General features: G+C 64.5%; 25 protein-coding genes and 1 tRNA gene. All 26 read right to left on the reverse strand.

Annotated elements, in window-relative coordinates:
- Positions 1-176: 176 nt before the first annotated feature.
- The 26 genes from AC2D80_RS11510 to AC2D80_RS11635 all read right to left on the reverse strand — a co-directional run bounded on the left by AC2D80_RS11510 (position 177) and on the right by AC2D80_RS11635 (position 17,002).
- A tRNA-Met gene (locus AC2D80_RS11510) sits at positions 177-253 on the reverse strand.
- A gap of 17 nt (positions 254-270) precedes the next feature.
- Positions 271-666, reverse strand: coding sequence for a 50S ribosomal protein L17 (gene rplQ, locus AC2D80_RS11515; RefSeq protein ID WP_484633156.1), 396 nt, complete (start codon positions 664-666; stop codon positions 271-273).
- An 88-nt stretch (positions 667-754) separates the two neighbouring features.
- On the reverse strand, positions 755-1,744 hold the full coding sequence (locus AC2D80_RS11520; RefSeq protein WP_484633157.1) for a DNA-directed RNA polymerase subunit alpha: 990 nt from the start codon (positions 1,742-1,744) through the stop codon (positions 755-757).
- A 90-nt stretch (positions 1,745-1,834) separates the two neighbouring features.
- Positions 1,835-2,458, reverse strand: coding sequence for a 30S ribosomal protein S4 (rpsD, locus tag AC2D80_RS11525; RefSeq protein ID WP_484633158.1), 624 nt, complete (start codon positions 2,456-2,458; stop codon positions 1,835-1,837).
- A 161-nt stretch (positions 2,459-2,619) separates the two neighbouring features.
- Positions 2,620-3,024, reverse strand: coding sequence for a 30S ribosomal protein S11 (gene rpsK, locus AC2D80_RS11530; RefSeq protein ID WP_484633159.1), 405 nt, complete (start codon positions 3,022-3,024; stop codon positions 2,620-2,622).
- An 18-nt stretch (positions 3,025-3,042) separates the two neighbouring features.
- The gene (rpsM, locus tag AC2D80_RS11535) at positions 3,043-3,408 is read right to left on the reverse strand and encodes a 30S ribosomal protein S13 (RefSeq protein WP_484633160.1); all 366 of its coding nucleotides are present in this window, start codon (positions 3,406-3,408) and stop codon (positions 3,043-3,045) included.
- A 23-nt stretch (positions 3,409-3,431) separates the two neighbouring features.
- Positions 3,432-3,545 (reverse strand): 50S ribosomal protein L36, encoded by a 114-nt coding sequence (rpmJ, locus tag AC2D80_RS11540; RefSeq protein WP_009514917.1) that lies wholly within the window; start codon positions 3,543-3,545, stop codon positions 3,432-3,434.
- A 40-nt stretch (positions 3,546-3,585) separates the two neighbouring features.
- A complete protein-coding gene (gene infA / locus AC2D80_RS11545) occupies positions 3,586-3,804 on the reverse strand; it encodes a translation initiation factor IF-1 (RefSeq protein WP_043700245.1) in 219 nt (72 codons plus the stop codon).
- 14 nt (positions 3,805-3,818) lie between these two features.
- The gene (gene secY / locus AC2D80_RS11550) at positions 3,819-5,138 is read right to left on the reverse strand and encodes a preprotein translocase subunit SecY (protein WP_484633161.1); all 1,320 of its coding nucleotides are present in this window, start codon (positions 5,136-5,138) and stop codon (positions 3,819-3,821) included.
- Between the two features lie 29 nt (positions 5,139-5,167).
- Positions 5,168-5,599, reverse strand: a complete 432-nt coding sequence (gene rplO / locus AC2D80_RS11555; protein WP_484633162.1) for a 50S ribosomal protein L15 — start codon at positions 5,597-5,599, stop codon at positions 5,168-5,170.
- Positions 5,600-5,612: 13 nt separating this feature from the next.
- On the reverse strand, positions 5,613-5,795 hold the full coding sequence (rpmD, locus tag AC2D80_RS11560; RefSeq protein ID WP_374520655.1) for a 50S ribosomal protein L30: 183 nt from the start codon (positions 5,793-5,795) through the stop codon (positions 5,613-5,615).
- An 11-nt stretch (positions 5,796-5,806) separates the two neighbouring features.
- The gene (rpsE, locus tag AC2D80_RS11565) at positions 5,807-6,325 is read right to left on the reverse strand and encodes a 30S ribosomal protein S5 (RefSeq protein WP_484633163.1); all 519 of its coding nucleotides are present in this window, start codon (positions 6,323-6,325) and stop codon (positions 5,807-5,809) included.
- Positions 6,326-6,342: 17 nt separating this feature from the next.
- Entirely contained in the window at positions 6,343-6,708 is a 366-nt protein-coding gene (rplR, locus tag AC2D80_RS11570) for a 50S ribosomal protein L18 (protein WP_484633164.1), read from the reverse strand.
- Between the two features lie 11 nt (positions 6,709-6,719).
- A complete protein-coding gene (rplF, locus tag AC2D80_RS11575) occupies positions 6,720-7,253 on the reverse strand; it encodes a 50S ribosomal protein L6 (RefSeq protein ID WP_484633165.1) in 534 nt (177 codons plus the stop codon).
- 20 nt (positions 7,254-7,273) lie between these two features.
- Positions 7,274-7,669: a 30S ribosomal protein S8 gene (gene rpsH, locus AC2D80_RS11580; protein ID WP_484633166.1), complete on the reverse strand. Its 396-nt coding sequence runs from the start codon at positions 7,667-7,669 to the stop codon at positions 7,274-7,276.
- A gap of 17 nt (positions 7,670-7,686) precedes the next feature.
- Positions 7,687-7,992 carry a 30S ribosomal protein S14 gene (gene rpsN, locus AC2D80_RS11585; RefSeq protein ID WP_484633167.1) on the reverse strand — a complete coding sequence of 102 codons (306 nt, stop codon included), beginning with the start codon at positions 7,990-7,992 and terminating at the stop codon, positions 7,687-7,689.
- Positions 7,993-8,000: 8 nt separating this feature from the next.
- Positions 8,001-8,540 (reverse strand): 50S ribosomal protein L5, encoded by a 540-nt coding sequence (gene rplE, locus AC2D80_RS11590; protein ID WP_484633168.1) that lies wholly within the window; start codon positions 8,538-8,540, stop codon positions 8,001-8,003.
- Between the two features lie 2 nt (positions 8,541-8,542).
- Entirely contained in the window at positions 8,543-8,863 is a 321-nt protein-coding gene (gene rplX, locus AC2D80_RS11595) for a 50S ribosomal protein L24 (RefSeq protein ID WP_484633169.1), read from the reverse strand.
- Between the two features lie 10 nt (positions 8,864-8,873).
- Entirely contained in the window at positions 8,874-9,242 is a 369-nt protein-coding gene (gene rplN / locus AC2D80_RS11600) for a 50S ribosomal protein L14 (RefSeq protein ID WP_009514936.1), read from the reverse strand.
- 177 nt (positions 9,243-9,419) lie between these two features.
- Complete coding sequence (locus tag AC2D80_RS11605) at positions 9,420-10,979, reverse strand: glycerol-3-phosphate dehydrogenase/oxidase (RefSeq protein ID WP_484633170.1); 1,560 nt, start codon at positions 10,977-10,979, stop codon at positions 9,420-9,422.
- 16 nt (positions 10,980-10,995) lie between these two features.
- Positions 10,996-12,729, reverse strand: a complete 1,734-nt coding sequence (locus AC2D80_RS11610; protein ID WP_484633171.1) for an ABC transporter substrate-binding protein — start codon at positions 12,727-12,729, stop codon at positions 10,996-10,998.
- Between the two features lie 103 nt (positions 12,730-12,832).
- On the reverse strand, positions 12,833-13,141 hold the full coding sequence (locus AC2D80_RS11615) for a DUF2160 domain-containing protein (protein ID WP_484633172.1): 309 nt from the start codon (positions 13,139-13,141) through the stop codon (positions 12,833-12,835).
- A 10-nt stretch (positions 13,142-13,151) separates the two neighbouring features.
- Positions 13,152-13,964 (reverse strand): carbohydrate ABC transporter permease, encoded by an 813-nt coding sequence (locus AC2D80_RS11620; RefSeq protein WP_484633173.1) that lies wholly within the window; start codon positions 13,962-13,964, stop codon positions 13,152-13,154.
- Complete coding sequence (locus AC2D80_RS11625) at positions 13,957-14,850, reverse strand: carbohydrate ABC transporter permease (RefSeq protein WP_484633174.1); 894 nt, start codon at positions 14,848-14,850, stop codon at positions 13,957-13,959. The genes AC2D80_RS11620 and AC2D80_RS11625 overlap by 8 nt, the downstream gene beginning before the upstream one ends.
- Complete coding sequence (locus AC2D80_RS11630; protein WP_484633175.1) at positions 14,847-15,920, reverse strand: ABC transporter ATP-binding protein; 1,074 nt, start codon at positions 15,918-15,920, stop codon at positions 14,847-14,849. The genes AC2D80_RS11625 and AC2D80_RS11630 overlap by 4 nt, the downstream gene beginning before the upstream one ends.
- The gene (locus AC2D80_RS11635) at positions 15,920-17,002 is read right to left on the reverse strand and encodes an ABC transporter ATP-binding protein (protein WP_484633176.1); all 1,083 of its coding nucleotides are present in this window, start codon (positions 17,000-17,002) and stop codon (positions 15,920-15,922) included. The genes AC2D80_RS11630 and AC2D80_RS11635 overlap by 1 nt, the downstream gene beginning before the upstream one ends.
- Between the last annotated feature and the right edge of the window lie 134 nt (positions 17,003-17,136).

Genomic DNA, 17,136 nt, shown 5'->3' on the forward strand with positions numbered 1-17,136 from the left:
ACGAGCCGACCGGGTGACCAACCACCCAGACGCGATGTCGAACGACGCCACGAGCGCGACCATCCCGGCCTCTGGGGGTCACACAGTCGCCGGAGCGGGGCCACACCGCGCGAGCCCATGAAAAAAGCCTCCCGAGGGGAGGCTTTCTTGATGCCGGTTTGGCGACCGGCGAATGTTGGTTGCGCGGGCAAGATTTGAACTTGCGACCTTTGGGTTATGAGCCCAACGAGCTACCAGGCTGCTCCACCGCGCGTCAAGCCTTCTAGTATATCACGCTTTCGCGCTGTCATCGGCCGCTGCGGCCGGTTCCGCGCGATCCACGAGTTCGACCAGCGCCATCGGCGCGTTGTCGCCCACGCGGAAGCCCATCTTCAGGATGCGGGTGTAGCCGCCCGGACGCGCCTTGAAGCGCGGGCCGAGTTCGTTGAACAGCTTCACCACGACATCGCGATCGCGCAGTCGGTCAAAGGCCAGCCGGCGGTTCGCCAGCGTCGGTTCTTTGGCCAGGGTGATCATCGGCTCCACCACGCGGCGCAGCTCCTTGGCCTTGGGCAGCGTGGTCTTGATGGCTTCGTGCGTCAGCAGCGAATTCATCATGTTGCGCAGCATCGCCAGGCGGTGCTCGCTGGTGCGGTTCAGTTTGCGAAGTCCGTGTCCGTGACGCATGGTATTTCCTTTCCGTTTTTTGCCGCCGGCCGGATCAGGTACCGGCGGTTCGTCAGGCGCTGGCCCGAGGGCTCAGGGGTGATGAGAATCAGTGCTTGTCAAGACCGGCGGGAGGCCAGTTCTCGAGCTTCATGCCCAGCGTGAGGCCGCGCGAAGCGAGCACTTCCTTGATTTCGTTGAGCGACTTGCGACCGAGGTTGGGGGTCTTGAGCAACTCGTTCTCGGTGCGCTGAATCAGGTCACCGATGTAATAGATATTCTCGGCCTTCAGGCAGTTGGCCGAGCGGACGGTCAACTCGAGCTCGTCCACCGGGCGCAGCAGGATCGGATCGAACTGCTGCGAGGTGCGCTGCTGCGGGTCGGCAGTGAAGTTGCCCAGCGGATCGCCTTCGAGCTGCGCGAACACAGCGAGTTGTTCTACCAGGATTTTGGCCGACGCGCGGACCGCTTCTTCCGGACCGATCGAGCCGTTGGTCTCGATTTCCAGCACCAGCTTGTCAAGGTCGGTGCGCTGCTCCACGCGGGCGCTCTCGACCGTGTAGCTCACGCGCTTCACCGGCGAAAAGGACGCATCAAGCACGATCCGACCAATCGAGCGCGATTGCTCGTCGCCCCGGCGCAGGTTGCCCGGCACATAGCCACGGCCTTTCTCGACCTTGATCTGCATGTCCAGCTTGGCGCCGGCCGACAGGGTCGCGATCACGTGATCCGGGTTGACGATTTCCACGTCATGGGGCGTCTGGATGTCGGCCGCGGTGACCACACCCTCACCATCCTTGCGCAGGCTCAGCGTGACTTCATCGCGGTTGTGGAGTTTGAACACCACGCCCTTGAGGTTGAGCAACAGGTTGACGACGTCTTCCTGGACGCCATCGATGGACGAATACTCGTGCACCACCCCGGCGATCGTCACCTCGGTCGGCGCATGACCCACCATCGACGACAGCAGGACGCGGCGCAGGGCGTTGCCCAGCGTGTGGCCGTAGCCGCGCTCGAACGGCTCTAGCGTGACCTTGGCGCGGTTGGCCGAGAGTTGCTCGACGTTGATGGTTTTGGGCTTGAGCAGATTGTTCAGCATTCAACTTCCTTCAGGACCCTCGGCTCGTTACACCGATAAGGCAGACGGAGCATGGCCCGGGCGCGCCGCGCGGGCGTGCCGGGAACGGGATTAACGCGAATAGAGTTCGACGATCAGCGACTCGTTGATGTCCGAGCCGAACTCGTCGCGGTCCGGGGCCTTCTTGAAGACACCCTCGACCTTGTCGACGGAGACGTCCACCCAACCGGGGAAACCGATCTGCTTGGCCAACTCCAGGGCCTCCACCACGCGGGCTTGTTTCTTCGACTTGTCGCGCACGGCGACCACATCGTTGGCCTTCACGAGGAAGGAGGGGATGTTCACCGGCTGGCCATTGACCGTGATCGCCTTGTGGCTCACGAGCTGGCGGGCTTCGGCGCGGGTCGAGGCAAAACCCATGCGGAACACCACGTTGTCCAGACGGGACTCCAGCAGGCTCAGCAGGTTCGAGCCGGTGTTGCCACGGCGGCGGTCAGCCTCCGCAAAATAGCGGCGGAACTGACGCTCCAACACGCCATACATCCGCTTGACCTTCTGCTTCTCGCGCAGCTGGACGCCGAAATCGGAGGTCCGCTGACCCGAGGTGCGGCCGTGCTGGCCGGGCTTGGAATCAAATTTCGCCTTGTCGCTGATCGAGCGGCGCGCGCTCTTGAGCAGCAGGTCCGTGCCTTCACGGCGGGAAAGTTTGGCCTTGGGGCCGAGGTAACGTGCCACGTGGGTTCCTTCATTGATCACACTGCCGCTGCCGAGGCAAGTGCCTGCAGCGGGAGCCTTCCGACAGTCGCGGAGGCGGTGGGCTTAGCAAAAATGCCACCGCAGGCAGCTGCGGTGGCGACGGGAAACCGGCGATTGTACCGCGCCAGGCGGCAGCGCGCTCAGATGCGGCGGCGCTTCTGGGGGCGGCAGCCGTTGTGCGGCACCGGCGTCACGTCGGAGATCGACGTGATGCGAATGCCGAGTGCGCCGAGCGCTCGCACCGACGACTCGCGACCCGGGCCAGGACCCTTGATCTCGACGTCGAGGTTCTTGATGCCCTGCTCCATGGCGGCGCGGCCGGCCACTTCGGAAGCGACCTGAGCGGCAAACGGCGTCGACTTGCGCGAGCCCTTGAAACCCTGGCCACCCGAAGACGCCCACGACAGTGCGTTGCCCTGGCGATCGGTGATCGTGATGATGGTGTTGTTGAACGAGGCGTGCACGTGGGCAATGCCATCGGCAATGTTCTTGCGAACCTTCTTGCGCACGCGCGCGGCGGCGTTGCTGGCAGGAGACTTGGCCATGGGGGTCCTTCGATCCGATTACTTCTTCAGCGACTGGGCGGCCTTGCGGGGGCCCTTGCGCGTGCGGGCGTTGGTCTTCGTGCGCTGGCCGCGCACGGGCAGACCACGGCGGTGACGGAAGCCACGGTAGCAACCGATGTCCATCAGTCGCTTGATGTTCATGGTGGTCTCGCGCCGCAGGTCACCTTCGATCGTGTAGGTGCCGACCGCGTCACGGACTTTTTCGAGTTCCGCGTCGGTCAGGTCCTTGATCTTCTTGTCGTAGGCGATGCCGCACGCCTCGCAGATCTTGCGTGCGCGGGTGCGACCGATGCCAAAGATTGCCGTCAAGCCGATTTCGGCGTGCTTGTGCGGCGGAATGTTGATGCCTGCAATACGAGCCATGTTGATCCTCTAACGATGCCTGATCAGCCTTGACGCTGTTTGTGACGCGGGTCAGTACAAATCACGCGCACAACGCCGTGGCGCTTGATGATCTTGCAGTTGCGGCACATTTTCTTCACGGAAGCCGAAACTCTCATTGTCTTCTCCTAGAAATTCAATATCAATTCAACGGCGCGCTCACTTGGCGCGGAACACGATACGGGCCCGGGTCAGGTCGTACGGCGTGAGTTCGACTTTCACCTTGTCGCCGGGCAGGATGCGGATGTAGTGCATCCGCATCTTGCCGGAGATGTGACCCAACACGACATGCCCGTTCTCGAGCTTGACGCGGAAGGTCGCATTGGGGAGATTTTCAATCACCTCGCCCTGCATCTCGATGACGTCGTCCTTCGCCATACGAACTCAATCCATCAATTGCCCGAACCGGTTTTGAAGTTGGCCTTCTTCAACAGGGATTCGTACTGCTGGGACATCACGTAGTTCTGCACCTGGGCCATGAAATCCATGGTGACCACCACGATGATCAGCAGCGACGTTCCACCGAAATAGAACGGCACGTTGTATTCAAGAATCAGAAACTCAGGCAGCAGACAGACAGCGGTGATGTACACAGCACCGGCCAGCGTCAAGCGCAGCAGAATCTTGTCGATGTGGCGCGCGGTCTGATCGCCCGGCCGGATGCCCGGGATGAAGGCACCACTCTTCTTCAGGTTGTCGGCGGTTTCGCGGCTGTTGAACACCAGCGCCGTGTAGAAGAAGCAGAAAAACACGATGGCTGCGGCGTAGAGCGCCACGTAAATCGGCTGCCCGGGCGACAGCGCCGCAGCGATGTCGCGCAACCACCGCGTCGAATCACCGGTGCTCACCCAGCTCACCACGGTCGTGGGCAGAAGGATGATCGACGAAGCGAAGATGGGCGGAATCACGCCGGCCATGTTCAGCTTGAGCGGCAGGTGCGAAGACTGGCCACCGTACACCTTGTTGCCGACCTGGCGGCGGGCGTAGTTGACCAGGATCTTCCGCTGGCCGCGCTCCACGAACACCACAAAGTAAGTCACCAGCAACACCAGCGCGATGATGAACAGCGACGCGATGATGCTCATGGCGCCGGTGCGAACCAGCTCCAACAACCCACCCACCGCGCTGGGCAAACCCGCGGCGATGCCGGCGAAGATCAGGATGGAGATGCCATTGCCCAGACCGCGCTCGGTGATTTGCTCGCCCAGCCACATCAGGAACATCGTGCCGGCCACGAGGCTGACCACCGCGGTCAGACGGAAACCCATGCCCGGATCGATCACCAGGCCCGGCGAACCCTCCAGGGCAAGGGCAATGCCCATGGCCTGGAAGATGGCCAGACCCAGCGTTCCATACCGGGTGTACTGCGTGATCTTGCGCCGGCCGGCCTCGCCTTCCTTCTTCAGCTGCTCAAACGCCGGGACGACGTAAGTCATCAGCTGCATGATGATCGAGGCCGAGATGTACGGCATGATGCCCAACGCGAACACGGTGAAGCGCGACAGCGCGCCACCGGAGAACATGTTGAACAAGCTCAGAATGCCGCCCTGCTGGCTCTTGAACAGCTGCGCGAGCTGCGTCGGATCGATGCCGGGCACAGGGATGTGCGCCCCGATCCGGTAAACAACCAGCGCGAGCAGCAGGAAGACCAGCCGGCGACGCAGGTCGCCGAACTTGCCGGTCTTCGCGAGGGACGGAGAAGCGGTGGCCACGTTGGTGATCAGCGGTTGTGCCGTTGATGTCAGGCCACGGCGCCGCCGGCAGCCTCGATGGCCGCTTTGGCGCCCGCGGTGGCAGCGACGTCCTTGAGGGTCACCTTGCGGGTGATCTCGCCGGTCTTGATGACCTTCACGCGCTTGGCCAGGTTGGACACGAGGCCCGCCTGTTTGAGCGTGAGCACGTCAATCTCGGTGGCTTCGAGGGCGTTCAGGTCAGCCAGCGTGACTTCGGCGTTGAACGGCAGCGAAGCGGACTTGAAGCCCCGCTTCGGCAGACGGCGCTGCAGCGGCATTTGACCGCCTTCGAAGCCAACCTTGTGGTAGCCACCCGAACGCGATTTCTGGCCTTTGTGGCCACGGCCGGCGGTCTTGCCCAGGCCAGAGCCGATGCCGCGACCCACGCGACGCTTGGCGTGCTTGGCGCCATCGGCGGGCTTGATGGTGTTGAGTTGCATCTCGGGACTCCGATCAGAGAACTTTGACCAGGTAGCTGATCTTGTTGATCATGCCGCGCACGGCGGGCGTGTCCTGCAGCTCGCTCACGCTGTTGAGCTTGCGCAGACCCAGCCCGCGCACGGTGGCGCGGTGATCCTGCTTGCAGCCAATCGGGCTGCGCACGAGTTGGATCTTGACGGTGTTTTGGGTGCTCATGGTCAATCCTTTCAGCCCAGGATTTCTTCCACCGTCTTGCCGCGCTTGGCAGCGACTTCGGCAGGGGTGGTGGAGTTCTGCAGGGCGTCCAGCGTGGCACGCACGAGGTTGTAGGGGTTGCTCGAGCCGTGGCTCTTGGCGACGACGTCGGTGACGCCGAGCACCTCGAAGACCGCGCGCATCGGGCCGCCGGCGATGATGCCGGTGCCCTTGACGGCGGGCAGCATCATCACGCTGGAGGCACCGTGTTCGCCACGCACCTCGTGGTGCAGGGAACCGTTCTTCAGCGACACCTTGATCATGTTGCGGCGGGCCTGCTCCATGGCCTTCTGCACGGCGACCGGCACTTCACGCGCCTTGCCCTTGCCCATGCCGACGCGGCCATCGCCGTCGCCCACGACCGTCAGAGCGGCGAAACCGAGGATGCGACCGCCCTTGACCACCTTGGTCACGCGGTTGATCGCGATCATCTTCTCGCGCAGACCGTCGTCGTTCGCTTCGTTTTTGATGTTTGCCTGAAACTTAGCCATGTTGGTATCCCGTGTCGTCAGAACTGCAGGCCGGCCTCGCGGGCAGCTTCTGCGAGGGCCTTCACGCGGCCGTGATAGGCAAAACCGGAACGGTCGAACGCGACTTTCTCGATGCCCGCGGCCTTCGCTTTCTCAGCGATGCGCTTGCCGATCAGCGCGGCAGCGGAGGCGTTGCCGCCCTTGCCGGCAGCGCCGAGTTGAGCACGCACTTCCTTTTCGGCGGTCGACGCCGAGGCCAGCACGCGGCTGCCGTCGCCGGAGATGACGTTGGCGTAGATGTGCAGGTTGGTGCGGTTGACCGTCAGGCGCACGGCGCCCTGTTGGGCGATGCGAATGCGCGTTTGGCGGGCGCGGCGCAGACGTTGTTCTTTCTTCGTCAGCATGATCGGCGTCCTTATTTCTTCTTGGTTTCCTTGATCACGACCTTCTCATCCGCATAACGGATGCCCTTGCCCTTGTAGGGCTCGGGAGGACGGACCGCACGCACCTCGGAGGCCACCTGGCCCACGCGCTGACGATCGGCACCCTTGATGACGATCTCGGTCGGCGTGGGGGTCTCGACCTTGATGCCGGCGGGCATGTCGATGATCACCGGGTGGGAGAAACCGACGCTCAGGTTGAGCTTGGCGCCTTGGGCCTGGGCCTTGTAGCCCACGCCAATCAGGCTGAGCTTCTTCTCGAAGCCCTTGCTGACGCCGTTGACCATGTTGTTCACCAGCTGACGCATGGTGCCGGACATGGCGTTGGCTTCGCGGGAGTCGTTCACCGGGGTGAAGCTCAGCGCGGCGCCCTTGTTCTCGACCTTGACCAGCGCGCTCTGGTTGAGCGACAGCGCGCCATTGGCGCCCTTGACGTTGATCTGGTCGTCCTTGACGGCCACTTCGACCCCGGCGGGGATCGCGACCGGCAGCTTACCGATACGGGACATGTTTGTCTCTCCTTAGCGCGTCAGGCGACGTAACACAGCACTTCGCCACCGACGCCGACCGCTCGGGCCTTGCGATCGGTCATCACGCCACGCGGCGTGGTGACGATCGCCACGCCCAGACCGTTCTGGACCTGCGGGATGTCGTGGCGGCCGCGGTAGATCCGCAGGCCGGGGCGGCTGACGCGCTCGATGCGCTCGATCACCGGGCGACCGGCGTAGTACTTCAGGGCAATCTCGAGCTCGCTCTTGCCGCCCGTGGTCTTGACCTGGAAACCGTCGATGTAGCCCTCGTCCTTCAGGACCTGGGCGATGGCAGTTTTCACCTTGGAAGCCGGCATCGTCACGCTGGTCTTTTCGACCATCTGTGCGTTGCGGATGCGGGTCAACATGTCGGCGATAGGATCACTCATGCTCATGGGGGTTCTCCTAAGGCTTACCAGCTGGCTTTGGTGATGCCGGGGATTTCGCCGGCAAAGGCCATCTCGCGCACCTTGGCGCGCGCCAGACCGAAGTGGTTGAAGGTGCCACGCGGACGGCCGGTGATCTCGCAGCGGTTGCGCTGGCGGGTCGGGTTCGCATTGCGGGGCAGCTTCTGCAGCGCCAGGCGAGCGGCATCGCGCTCTTCGTCCGACTTCTTGGCGTCGCCGGCGATGGCCTTCAGTTCGTTGTATTTGTTGGCGAACTTGGCGGCGAGCTTCTCGCGCTTGAGTTCACGTTGGAGCAGTGCTTGTTTGGCCACGCGCCACCTCAGTTCTTGAAGGGGAAACGGAAACCCGCCAGCAGTGCCTTGCACTCCTCGTCGGTCTTGGCGGTCGTCGTGATGCTGATGTTCAGGCCGCGCAGGGCGTCCACCTTGTCGTACTCGATCTCGGGGAAGATGATCTGTTCCTTGACGCCCACGTTGTAGTTGCCGCGACCATCAAAAGAACGGCCCGAGATACCGCGGAAGTCGCGCACGCGGGGCAGGGCCACGGTGACGAAGCGGTCCAGGAATTCGTACATGCGGGCGCCGCGCAGCGTCACCATGCAGCCGATGGCTTGCTGTTCACGGATCTTGAAACCGGCAATTGCCTTGCGGGCGCGGGTCACGACGGGCTTCTGGCCGGAGATTTTGGTCAGATCGCCGACGGCGTGGTCCATGACCTTCTTGTCGGCCACCGCCTCGCTCACACCCATGTTCAGGGTGATCTTGGTGATGCGGGGCACCTCCATCACGGACTTGTAACCGAACTTCTTGGTCAGCTCGGGGACCACCTTCTCGCGGTAGTGTTGTTGCAGTCGTGCCATGGTCATGCCACCTTGATTTCTTCGCCGCTGGACTTGTAGACGCGCACTTTCTTGCCGTCAGCCAGGACTTTCACGCCCACGCGATCCGCCTTGCCCGTGGCGGCGTTGAAGATCGCCACGTTGGACTGGTGGATGGGCATGGTTTTCTCGATGATGCCGCCGGTCACACCCTTCATCGGGTTGGGCTTGGCGTGCTTCTTGACGGTGTTGACACCCTCGACCACGACATGTTCTTCGGTGGCACGGCTCACAACCTTGCCGCGCTTGCCTTTGTCACGGCCGGCGATGACGATGACTTCGTCGCCTGTACGAATCTTGTTCATGGATGGATCCTCAGAGAACCTCGGGTGCCAGGGACACGATCTTCATGAACTTCTCGGTGCGCAACTCGCGCGTGACCGGGCCGAAGATGCGGGTGCCGATGGGCTCGAGCTTGGCGTTGAGCAGCACGGCGGCGTTGCCGTCGAACTTGATCAGGGCGCCGTCCTGGCGGCGGATGCCCTTGGCGGTGCGGACCACCACGGCGTTGTAGACCTCGCCTTTTTTGACGCGGCCACGCGGCGCTGCTTCCTTGATGCTGACCTTGATGACATCACCCACGCTGGCGTAGCGGCGCTTGGAGCCGCCGAGCACCTTGATGCACATCACGGATTTCGCACCCGTGTTGTCAGCAACATCGAGTCGAGATTGCGTTTGAATCATTTGATTTAAGTCCCAACTTGAATCCCTCGAGCCACCGTGGCCGGAGGTGATCAGTCTTGGGCCCGTCGTACAGGCAGCAACAGACGCTTGACGCGCCTCTCACCGCCCTTCGGTGGGCAGAAAGCTGTCCGCTTTTTACAGCGAAGCCGCGCAGTATGACATGCCCTGTCCGGGTTGTCAAACGATCGGCAGGTAATGCCGGGTGAGCGTCAGAAAGGCGTCGATTTCTTCCGAAGGGCGGGGCGCCAAGCCGGCCCGTGCGGCCTCCTGCGCGAGGATGTCGGCGACCGCAGGCGCCATGCGGGCCGCTTCGGCGGCGTCGAGAAAGAGGGAACGCCAGCGGCGGGCCAGCACGTCTTCGACAGTTCGGGCGTGCTCCCGGCGGAAGGCGTGACGCACGACGGCGTCAGTCAAGCCCATGCCCAGTGAGGCTCCGGATCCGCAAGCACTCACTTCGTCGGCCTCTGTGCCGAACAGGTGGAGCCCGGGGTTGGCGTGCAAGGGGGTGTGGAGGGCCGTGGCGGGAGCGCCGACCAGCCGCCGGTGCGCGGTTTGACCGCCCGCGCGGACCGGCAACAGCCCGGCGCCAAAGCAGCGCGCCATCACGTCCTCGGCCATGGCACGGTAGGTGGTCCATTTGCCGCCGGTGACGGTGACGAGGCGCCCGTCGAGGACGATGGTGTGCTCGCGGGACAGCCGACGGGTTTCGCCGTCGGCCGACGCCGGTGGCGCCACCAGGGGGCGCAAACCGACCCACAGGCTGCGGATGTCGCGCCGGCGCACCGGTCGGCTGAGCGCGCGCCCCGCTTCGCTGAGGATGAAGTCCAGCTCGTCAGCGAAGGCGTCGGGTTCGCGGGGCAGATCGGTGCGGGGGGTGTCGGTGGTGCCGAGGATGAGTTTGCCAAGCCAGGGCACGGCAAACAGCACCCGCCCGTCCCGCGTGCGGGGCACCAGCAGGGCGTGGTGTCCGGGCAGGAAATCCCGGTCCACCACCACGTGCACGCCCTGGCTGGGACTGACCATGCGCGACGGCGTGCCGGCAGCGTTGCGCAACGCGTCCACCCAAACGCCGGTCGCATTGACGACGCAGCGGGCACGAACGGTCCGTGTGGCGCCGCCGAGGCGGTCCAGGAGGCTGGCGCGGGTGAGATCGCCATCGGCCTGCAGGCCGGTGACTTCGAGGTAATTGAACAGGCGTCCGCCCGCGGCTTCGGCGGTGCGGGCCAGCGCGAGGGCGAGGCGGGCGTCGTCAAACTGACCGTCCCAGTACTGGACGCCGCCGCGCAGTCCGCGCTCCTGCACACCTGGCAGGGCCTGGAGGGCCTGGGCGCGGGAGAGAAATTCGGTGCGTCCCAGGCCGGCCTGGCCCGCCAGCAGGTCGTAGAGCTTCAGGCCGAGGCCGTAAAAGGGCGTCTGCCACCAGCGGTAGGACGGCATGACGAAGGGCAGTGGCTGCGCGAGGTGGGGCGCCACGCTGAGCACGGTGGCTCGCTCGGCCAGCGCCTCCCGCACCAGCGAGAGGTTGCCTTGGGCGAGGTAGCGCACACCCCCATGCAGCAACTTGGTGGAGCGGGAGGACGTGCCTCCCGCGAAGTCGTGGGATTCGGCGAGCACCACCGAAAAGCCCCGCAACGCCGCGTCGAGCGCCACGCCCAGTCCGGTTGCACCACCACCCACGACCAGAAGGTCGATCGGCTGGTCAGGCGACAGGGAGGCGAGGCGCTCTTCGCGGATCATGGACGTGGCGTTTGGCTCAGCGGACCTTGCCGGCCTTCCAGGCGTTGAGCAGCTGCTCGTAGGCGATGGTCTCGCCCTTCGGCTTCTCGTTGGCCAGCTTCTTCCACGGCGCGGCCTTGTCACTCAGCCACTTGTCGGCGCTCTCCTTCTTATTGAGCTTGGGCGCACACCGCTCCATGCCGGCGCGCTCCAGACGCCCCATCACCTGGTCCATCTGCTCCGCCAGGTTGTCCATCGCGGCTTGCGGCGTTTTCTCGCCGGTCACGGCCTGGGCCACGTTCTGCCACCAGAGCTGGGCCAGCTTGGGATAGTCGGGCACGTTGGTGCCGGTCGGGCTCCACGCCACCCGGGCCGGTGAACGGTAGAACTCGACCAGCCCGCCGAGCTTGGGCGCCATGTCGGTCATCGCCTTGCTCTGGATGTCGGACTCGCGGATCGGCGTGAGGCCGACCAGGGTCTTCTTGAGCGAGACGGTCTTGGCGGTCACGAACTGGGCGTACAGCCAGGCCGCGGCGGTGCGGTTGGCGTCGTGGTTCTTGAAGAACGTCCACGAGCCGACGTCCTGATAGCCGTTCTGCATGCCCTGCTTCCAGTACGGGCCGTTCGGGCCGGGGGCCATGCGCCACTTGGGCGTGCCGTCGGCGTTGACGACCGGCAGGCCGGGCTTGGTCATGTCGGCGGTGAAGGCGGTGTACCAGAAGATCTGCTGCGCGATCTGGCCCTGCGCCGGCACCGGGCCGGCTTCGCCGAAGGTCATGCCGGTGGCTTCCTTGGGCGCGTATTTCTTCATCCAGTCCACGTACTTGGTGAGTGCGTAGACCGCGGCCGGCGAGTTGGTGGCACCGCCACGCGACACGCTGGCGCCCACCGGCGTGCACTTGTCCGCCCCGACACGGATGCCCCACTCGTCGATGGGCAGACCGTTGGGCGTGCCGATGTCGGCGGTACCGGCCATCGACAGCCAGGCGTCGGTGAAGCGCCAGCCCAGCGACGGGTCCTTCTTGCCGTAGTCCATGTGACCGTAGATCGGCTTGCCGTCGATCGTCTTCACGTCGTTGGTGAAGAACTCGGCGATGTCCTCGTAGGCGCTCCAGTTCAGCGGCACGCCGAGGTCGTAGCCGTATTTGGCCTTGAAACGGTCCTTGATGTCCTTGCGGTCGAACAGGTCGGCGCGGAACCAGTACAGGTTGGCGAACTGCTGGTCGGGCAGCTGGTAGAGCTTGCCGTCAGGACCGGTGGTGAACTTGGTGCCGATGTAGTCTTTGATGTCGATCCCGGGGTTGGTGAACTCCTTGCCCGCACCGGCCATGTAGTCGGTCAGGTTCATGATCTTCCCGTACCGGTAGTGCGTGCCGATGAGGTCGGAGTCCGAAATCCAGCCGTCGTAGATCGACTTGCCCGACTGCATGGAGGTCTGGAGCTTCTCGACCACGTCGCCTTCCTGGATCAGGTCGTGCTTGACCTTGATGCCGGTGATTTCCTCGAAGGCCTTGGCCAGCGTCTTGGACTCGTATTCGTGGGTGGTGATGGTCTCGGAGACGACCGAGATTTCCTTGATGCCCTTGGCCTTGAGCTTGGCCGCGGCGTCAATGAACCACTTGAGCTCGGCCGTCTGCTGGGCCTTGCTCAGGGTGGACGGCTGGAACTCGCTGTCGATCCACTTCTTGGCGGCGGCTTCGTCGGCCCACGCGGGCAGCGAACCCAGGGCCAGCAGCGATGCCAGCGCCAGGGCGGTGTGACGCACTTTCATGAATGTCTCCTCTGTGTTGGCTGCCCCGGACAAGAACATGGGCTCGGCCCCGGGGCAGCGATTGGGCCGAATGGGGAAACGGGAAAAGGGAAATGGCAGTGGGTCAGCCCTTGCGCATGACCACCAGCAACCACACGATGGACAGTCCGAAACTCACCCAGACGCTGGGCTCCTCGGCCATCGACAGCCGCTCGGCGATCCAGCCGGCAGCGCCAACGAAGGCGAGGTTGATGTAGGCCGCTCCCAGGAGTCCGACGAACAGGCGATCGCCGCGCGTCGTCTTCATGGGCAGGAAACCTTTGCGCTCGGTGGTGGGCGATCGGATCTCCCACACGGTCATGCCGATCAGCATGAGCGCGATGACCACAAAGAACACGGCCACCGGTGTGGTCCAGACCATCCAGGCAAACATGCGGCCTCCCTCAGACGCGACCCATCGCGAAACCCTTCGCGATGTAGTGGCGCACGAACCAGATGACGATCGCGCCCGGCACGATGGTGAGCACGCCCGCGGCGGCCAGCGTGGCCCAGTCCATCCCGCTGGCGCTCACGGTGCGTGTCATGGTGGCCACGATGGGCTTGGCATTCACGCTGGTAAGCGTGCGCGCCAACAGGAGTTCAACCCAGCTGAACATGAAACAGAAGAACGCCGCCACACCCACGCCGGCCTTGATGAGCGGCAGGAAGATGGTGAAGAAGAAGCGCGGGAAGCTGTAGCCGTCGATGTAGGCGGTCTCGTCGATCTCGCGCGGGATGCCGCTCATGAAGCCTTCGAGAATCCACACCGCCAGCGGCACGTTGAACAACAGGTGCGCCATCGCCACGGCGATGTGCGTGTCCATCAGGCCGAGCGTGGTGTAGAGCTGGAAAAAGGGCAGCAGGAACACCGCCGGTGGCGTCATCCGGTTGGTGAGCAACCAGAAGAACACGTGCTTGTCGCCCAGGAAGCGGTAGCGCGAGAACGCGTAGGCTGCCGGCAGCGCCACGGTGAGCGAGATCACCGTGTTGATGCCCACGTAGATCAGGCTGTTGATGTAGCCCGAATACCACGACGGGTCGGTGAAGATGGTCTTGTAGTTGGCCCAGGTGAACTCGGCCGGCCACAAGGTGAACGAGGACAGGATCTCCTCGTTCGTCTTGAAGCTCATGTTGACCATCCAGTAGATGGGCAACAGCGCGAAGATCAGGTACGCGATGAGGAACAGCGAGCGCTTCTTGAACCGCTGGTCATTCATGGCCGTGCTCCTTTTGCGCCGTGCCCAGGCTCTGCATCCAGTTGTAGAGCACGAAGCAGAACAGCAGGATGATGAGGAAATAGATCAGGGAGAACGCCGCCGCCGGGCCGAGGTCGAACTGGCCGACCGCCTTGGTGGTGAGGTACTGCGAGAGGAAGGTGGTGGCGTTGCCGGGGCCACCGCCGGTGAGCACGAAGGGCTCGGTGTAGATCATGAAGCTGTCCATGAAGCGAAGCAGCACGGCGATCATCAGCACGCCGCGCATCTTGGGCAGCTGGATGTAACGAAACACCGCCCACTTGCTCGCGCCGTCGATGCTGGCGGCCTGGTAGTAGGCGTCGGGGATGCTGCGCAGGCCGGCATAGGCCAGCAGCGCCACCAGTGGCGTCCAGTGCCACACATCCATGGCCAGCACCGTCCACCACGCGTGGTCGGGATTGCCGGTATAGCTGTAGTCGAAGCCGGCCTTCTCGAGGTAGTAGCCCAGCAGGCCGATGTCCGCGCGACCGAAGATCTGCCAGATGGTGCCCACCACGTTCCATGGGATCAGCAGCGACAGCGCCACGATGACCAGCACCGCCGACGACTGCCAGCCCCGCGATGGCATCGACAACGCCAATGCGATGCCCAACGGAATCTCCACCAGCAGCACCGCCAGCGAGAACTGGATCTGGCGCCACAGGGCCAGGTGCAGCTCCTCATCGCGCATGACGGCCACAAACCACTCGGTGCCGACGAACACGCGACGGTCGGGCGAGAAGATGTCTTGCACCGAGTAGTTCACCACCGTCATCAGCGGCAGCACCGCCGAGAAAGCCACGCACAGCACCACCGGCAGCACCAGCCACCACGCCTTCTGGTTCACGGGTTTCAGGGTCTGGCTCACGGAATCAGCCTTTCGTCCTGGTAGAAGCAGGTGCGGGTGTCAATCAGGCGCAGATGCACCGTGTCACCTTCCGACGGCGCCAAGCGTTCGGCGGGCAAGCGCACCTTCAGGGCGTGGCCGCCGGCCTCGCAAGTGAGCATCGTGCTGGTGCCGATGTCCTGCACTCGGGTCACGCGCGCGGGCAGCGTGCCGGCCTCGTCCGGCCGGCCAAGATCGAGGTAATCGGGCCGAATCCCCAGCCGCAGCTCGGTAGCCGGTAACGCCCGACCCGCCACGGGCAACACCAGGTCCAGCACGCGCACGCCGCCGTCCACACCGTGGGCGGGCAGAAAGTTCATGCCCGGCGAGCCGATGAAGTGGCCCACGAAGGTGTGTTCTGGACGCTCGAACAGCGCCTCGGCCGTGCCGACCTGCACCGCTCGGCCGCGCGACATCACGACCACCTCGTCGGCGAAGGTCAGCGCCTCGACCTGGTCGTGCGTGACGTAGATCAGGGTGAGCTTGAGTTCGTGGTGGATTTGTTTGAGCTTGCGCCGCAGCTGCCACTTCAGGTGCGGGTCGATCACGGTGAGCGGCTCGTCGAACAGCACGGCCGACACGTCCGAGCGCACCAGGCCGCGGCCCAGGGAAATCTTCTGCTTCTGGTCGGCCGACAGGCCTGCGGCGCGCAGGTCGAGCTGATGGCTCATCTCCAGCATCTCGGCGATGCGCCCGACCCGCTCACGGATCTCGGCCGCCGGCACCCGCCGGTTCTTCAACGGGAACGCCAGGTTGTCTGCCACGGTCATCGTGTCGTAGATGACCGGAAACTGGAACACCTGCGCGATGTTGCGCTGCTGGGGCGTCTGGCGGGTCACGTCGGCGCCGTCGAACCTGACCGTGCCCTGCGAGGGAGTGAGCAAGCCCGACATGATGTTGAGCATGGTGGTCTTGCCGCAGCCCGACGGGCCCAGCAGCGCGTAGGCGCCGCCATCGCGAAAGCTCATCTTCAGGGGCAGCAGCGCGTAGTCTTCGTCGCGCTGGGGGTTGGCGCGGTAGGCGTGCGCCAGGTCAAGCTCAATCTGGGCCATCAGCCACGCCCTCCGGTCTGGGTCCGTTGGGCCGCCCGCAGCAGCGGTCCGGCGGCGTCGAAGATGAAGATCTGGCCCGGGTCAAGGTGCAGGGTGAGCGGGGTGCCGAGGTCCAGGTTGTGGACGCCGCGGAGCTGAGCAACGAGCTCACCCACCGGGCTGTGGAGGTGCACGAAGGTGTCGGATCCGGCGATTTCGGCCAGTTCCACCCGACCGGCCAGCGCCACATCACCGGGGCGGGCCTGCGGCCGCAACGCGCCGGCGCGCACACCCAGCACCAGCGCGCGCGGCGCGTCGGGCGGCAGCGCCACCGGCCAGGCACCGCCCCCGTCCACCCGCACGCCCTCAGCGACTGCCTCGGCCGTGAGCAGGTTCATCGGCGGATCGCTGAAAGCGCGGGCCACGCGGATGCTGCGCGGCGCGTGGAACACCTCTGCCGTGGGGCCGTACTGCAACAGCTCACCCGCGTCCATCACGGCCGTGTGGCCGCCCAGCAGCAGGGCCTCGCCCGGCTCGGTGGTCGCGTAAACCACGGTGGAATCGCCCGCGGCAAACAGGGCGCCAAGCTCGTCGCGCAACTCTTCGCGCAGCTTGTAGTCCAGGTTCACCAGCGGCTCGTCGAGCAGCATCAGCGGGGCCCGCTTGGCCAGTGCCCGGGCCAAGGCCACGCGCTGCTGCTGGCCACCCGACAGCTCGGCCGGCAGCCGCGACAGGAAAGGGTCGATGTGCAGCCGAGCGGCCAGCTCGTGCACGCGGCGGTCGATGTCAGTCTCGCCGCGCAGCTTCAGGGGCGAGGCGATGTTTTGGGCCACCGTCATGGACGGGTAGTTGACGAACTGCTGGTAGACCATGGCCACGTCGCGCTCGCGCACCGAGGCGCGAGTCACGTCGCGGCCGTCCACCAGCACGCGGCCGCTGCTGGCGCGGTCCAGCCCGGCCATCACGCGCATCAGGCTGGTCTTGCCGGCCTGCGTGGCGCCCAGCAACACCGTCACCGCCCCGGGCACCAGGGCCAGGTCCAAGGGGTGAAGGTGGATGTCGGGCCCGACCGTCTTGCCGACCTGTTCCAGGGTGAGTTGCATGGGCGTGAAGCGAAAAGAAGGCGCAAAACCGAAAGGCTCGCGCTTTCGATTCGGGCATTCTATTGTTCGTTTAAGTTCGTTTTTATTCGGTATTTACCCTGAGCAGTGCCTTTTGCTTTTCCGTTATGTTCCTG

The organism is Hydrogenophaga sp. T66 (assembly GCF_057219855.1).

Coding starts and splice junctions, on each gene's coding strand:
- rplQ (WP_484633156.1), bottom strand. CDS start 666: ATGCGTCACGGACACGGACTTCGCAAACTGAACCGCACCAGCGAGCAC.
- AC2D80_RS11520 (WP_484633157.1), bottom strand. CDS start 1,744: ATGCTGAACAATCTGCTCAAGCCCAAAACCATCAACGTCGAGCAACTC.
- rpsK (WP_484633159.1), bottom strand. CDS start 3,024: ATGGCCAAGTCTCCTGCCAGCAACGCCGCCGCGCGCGTGCGCAAGAAG.
- rpsM (WP_484633160.1), bottom strand. CDS start 3,408: ATGGCTCGTATTGCAGGCATCAACATTCCGCCGCACAAGCACGCCGAA.
- rpmJ (WP_009514917.1), bottom strand. CDS start 3,545: ATGAGAGTTTCGGCTTCCGTGAAGAAAATGTGCCGCAACTGCAAGATC.
- infA (WP_043700245.1), bottom strand. CDS start 3,804: ATGGCGAAGGACGACGTCATCGAGATGCAGGGCGAGGTGATTGAAAAT.
- rplO (WP_484633162.1), bottom strand. CDS start 5,599: ATGCAACTCAACACCATCAAGCCCGCCGATGGCGCCAAGCACGCCAAG.
- rpmD (WP_374520655.1), bottom strand. CDS start 5,795: ATGAGCACCCAAAACACCGTCAAGATCCAACTCGTGCGCAGCCCGATT.
- rpsE (WP_484633163.1), bottom strand. CDS start 6,325: ATGGCTAAGTTTCAGGCAAACATCAAAAACGAAGCGAACGACGACGGT.
- rplR (WP_484633164.1), bottom strand. CDS start 6,708: ATGCTGACGAAGAAAGAACAACGTCTGCGCCGCGCCCGCCAAACGCGC.
- rplF (WP_484633165.1), bottom strand. CDS start 7,253: ATGTCCCGTATCGGTAAGCTGCCGGTCGCGATCCCCGCCGGGGTCGAA.
- rpsH (WP_484633166.1), bottom strand. CDS start 7,669: ATGAGCATGAGTGATCCTATCGCCGACATGTTGACCCGCATCCGCAAC.
- rplE (WP_484633168.1), bottom strand. CDS start 8,540: ATGGCACGACTGCAACAACACTACCGCGAGAAGGTGGTCCCCGAGCTG.
- rplX (WP_484633169.1), bottom strand. CDS start 8,863: ATGAACAAGATTCGTACAGGCGACGAAGTCATCGTCATCGCCGGCCGT.
- rplN (WP_009514936.1), bottom strand. CDS start 9,242: ATGATTCAAACGCAATCTCGACTCGATGTTGCTGACAACACGGGTGCG.
- AC2D80_RS11605 (WP_484633170.1), bottom strand. CDS start 10,979: ATGATCCGCGAAGAGCGCCTCGCCTCCCTGTCGCCTGACCAGCCGATC.
- AC2D80_RS11610 (WP_484633171.1), bottom strand. CDS start 12,729: ATGAAAGTGCGTCACACCGCCCTGGCGCTGGCATCGCTGCTGGCCCTG.
- AC2D80_RS11615 (WP_484633172.1), bottom strand. CDS start 13,141: ATGTTTGCCTGGATGGTCTGGACCACACCGGTGGCCGTGTTCTTTGTG.
- AC2D80_RS11620 (WP_484633173.1), bottom strand. CDS start 13,964: ATGAATGACCAGCGGTTCAAGAAGCGCTCGCTGTTCCTCATCGCGTAC.
- AC2D80_RS11630 (WP_484633175.1), bottom strand. CDS start 15,920: ATGGCCCAGATTGAGCTTGACCTGGCGCACGCCTACCGCGCCAACCCC.
- AC2D80_RS11635 (WP_484633176.1), bottom strand. CDS start 17,002: ATGCAACTCACCCTGGAACAGGTCGGCAAGACGGTCGGGCCCGACATC.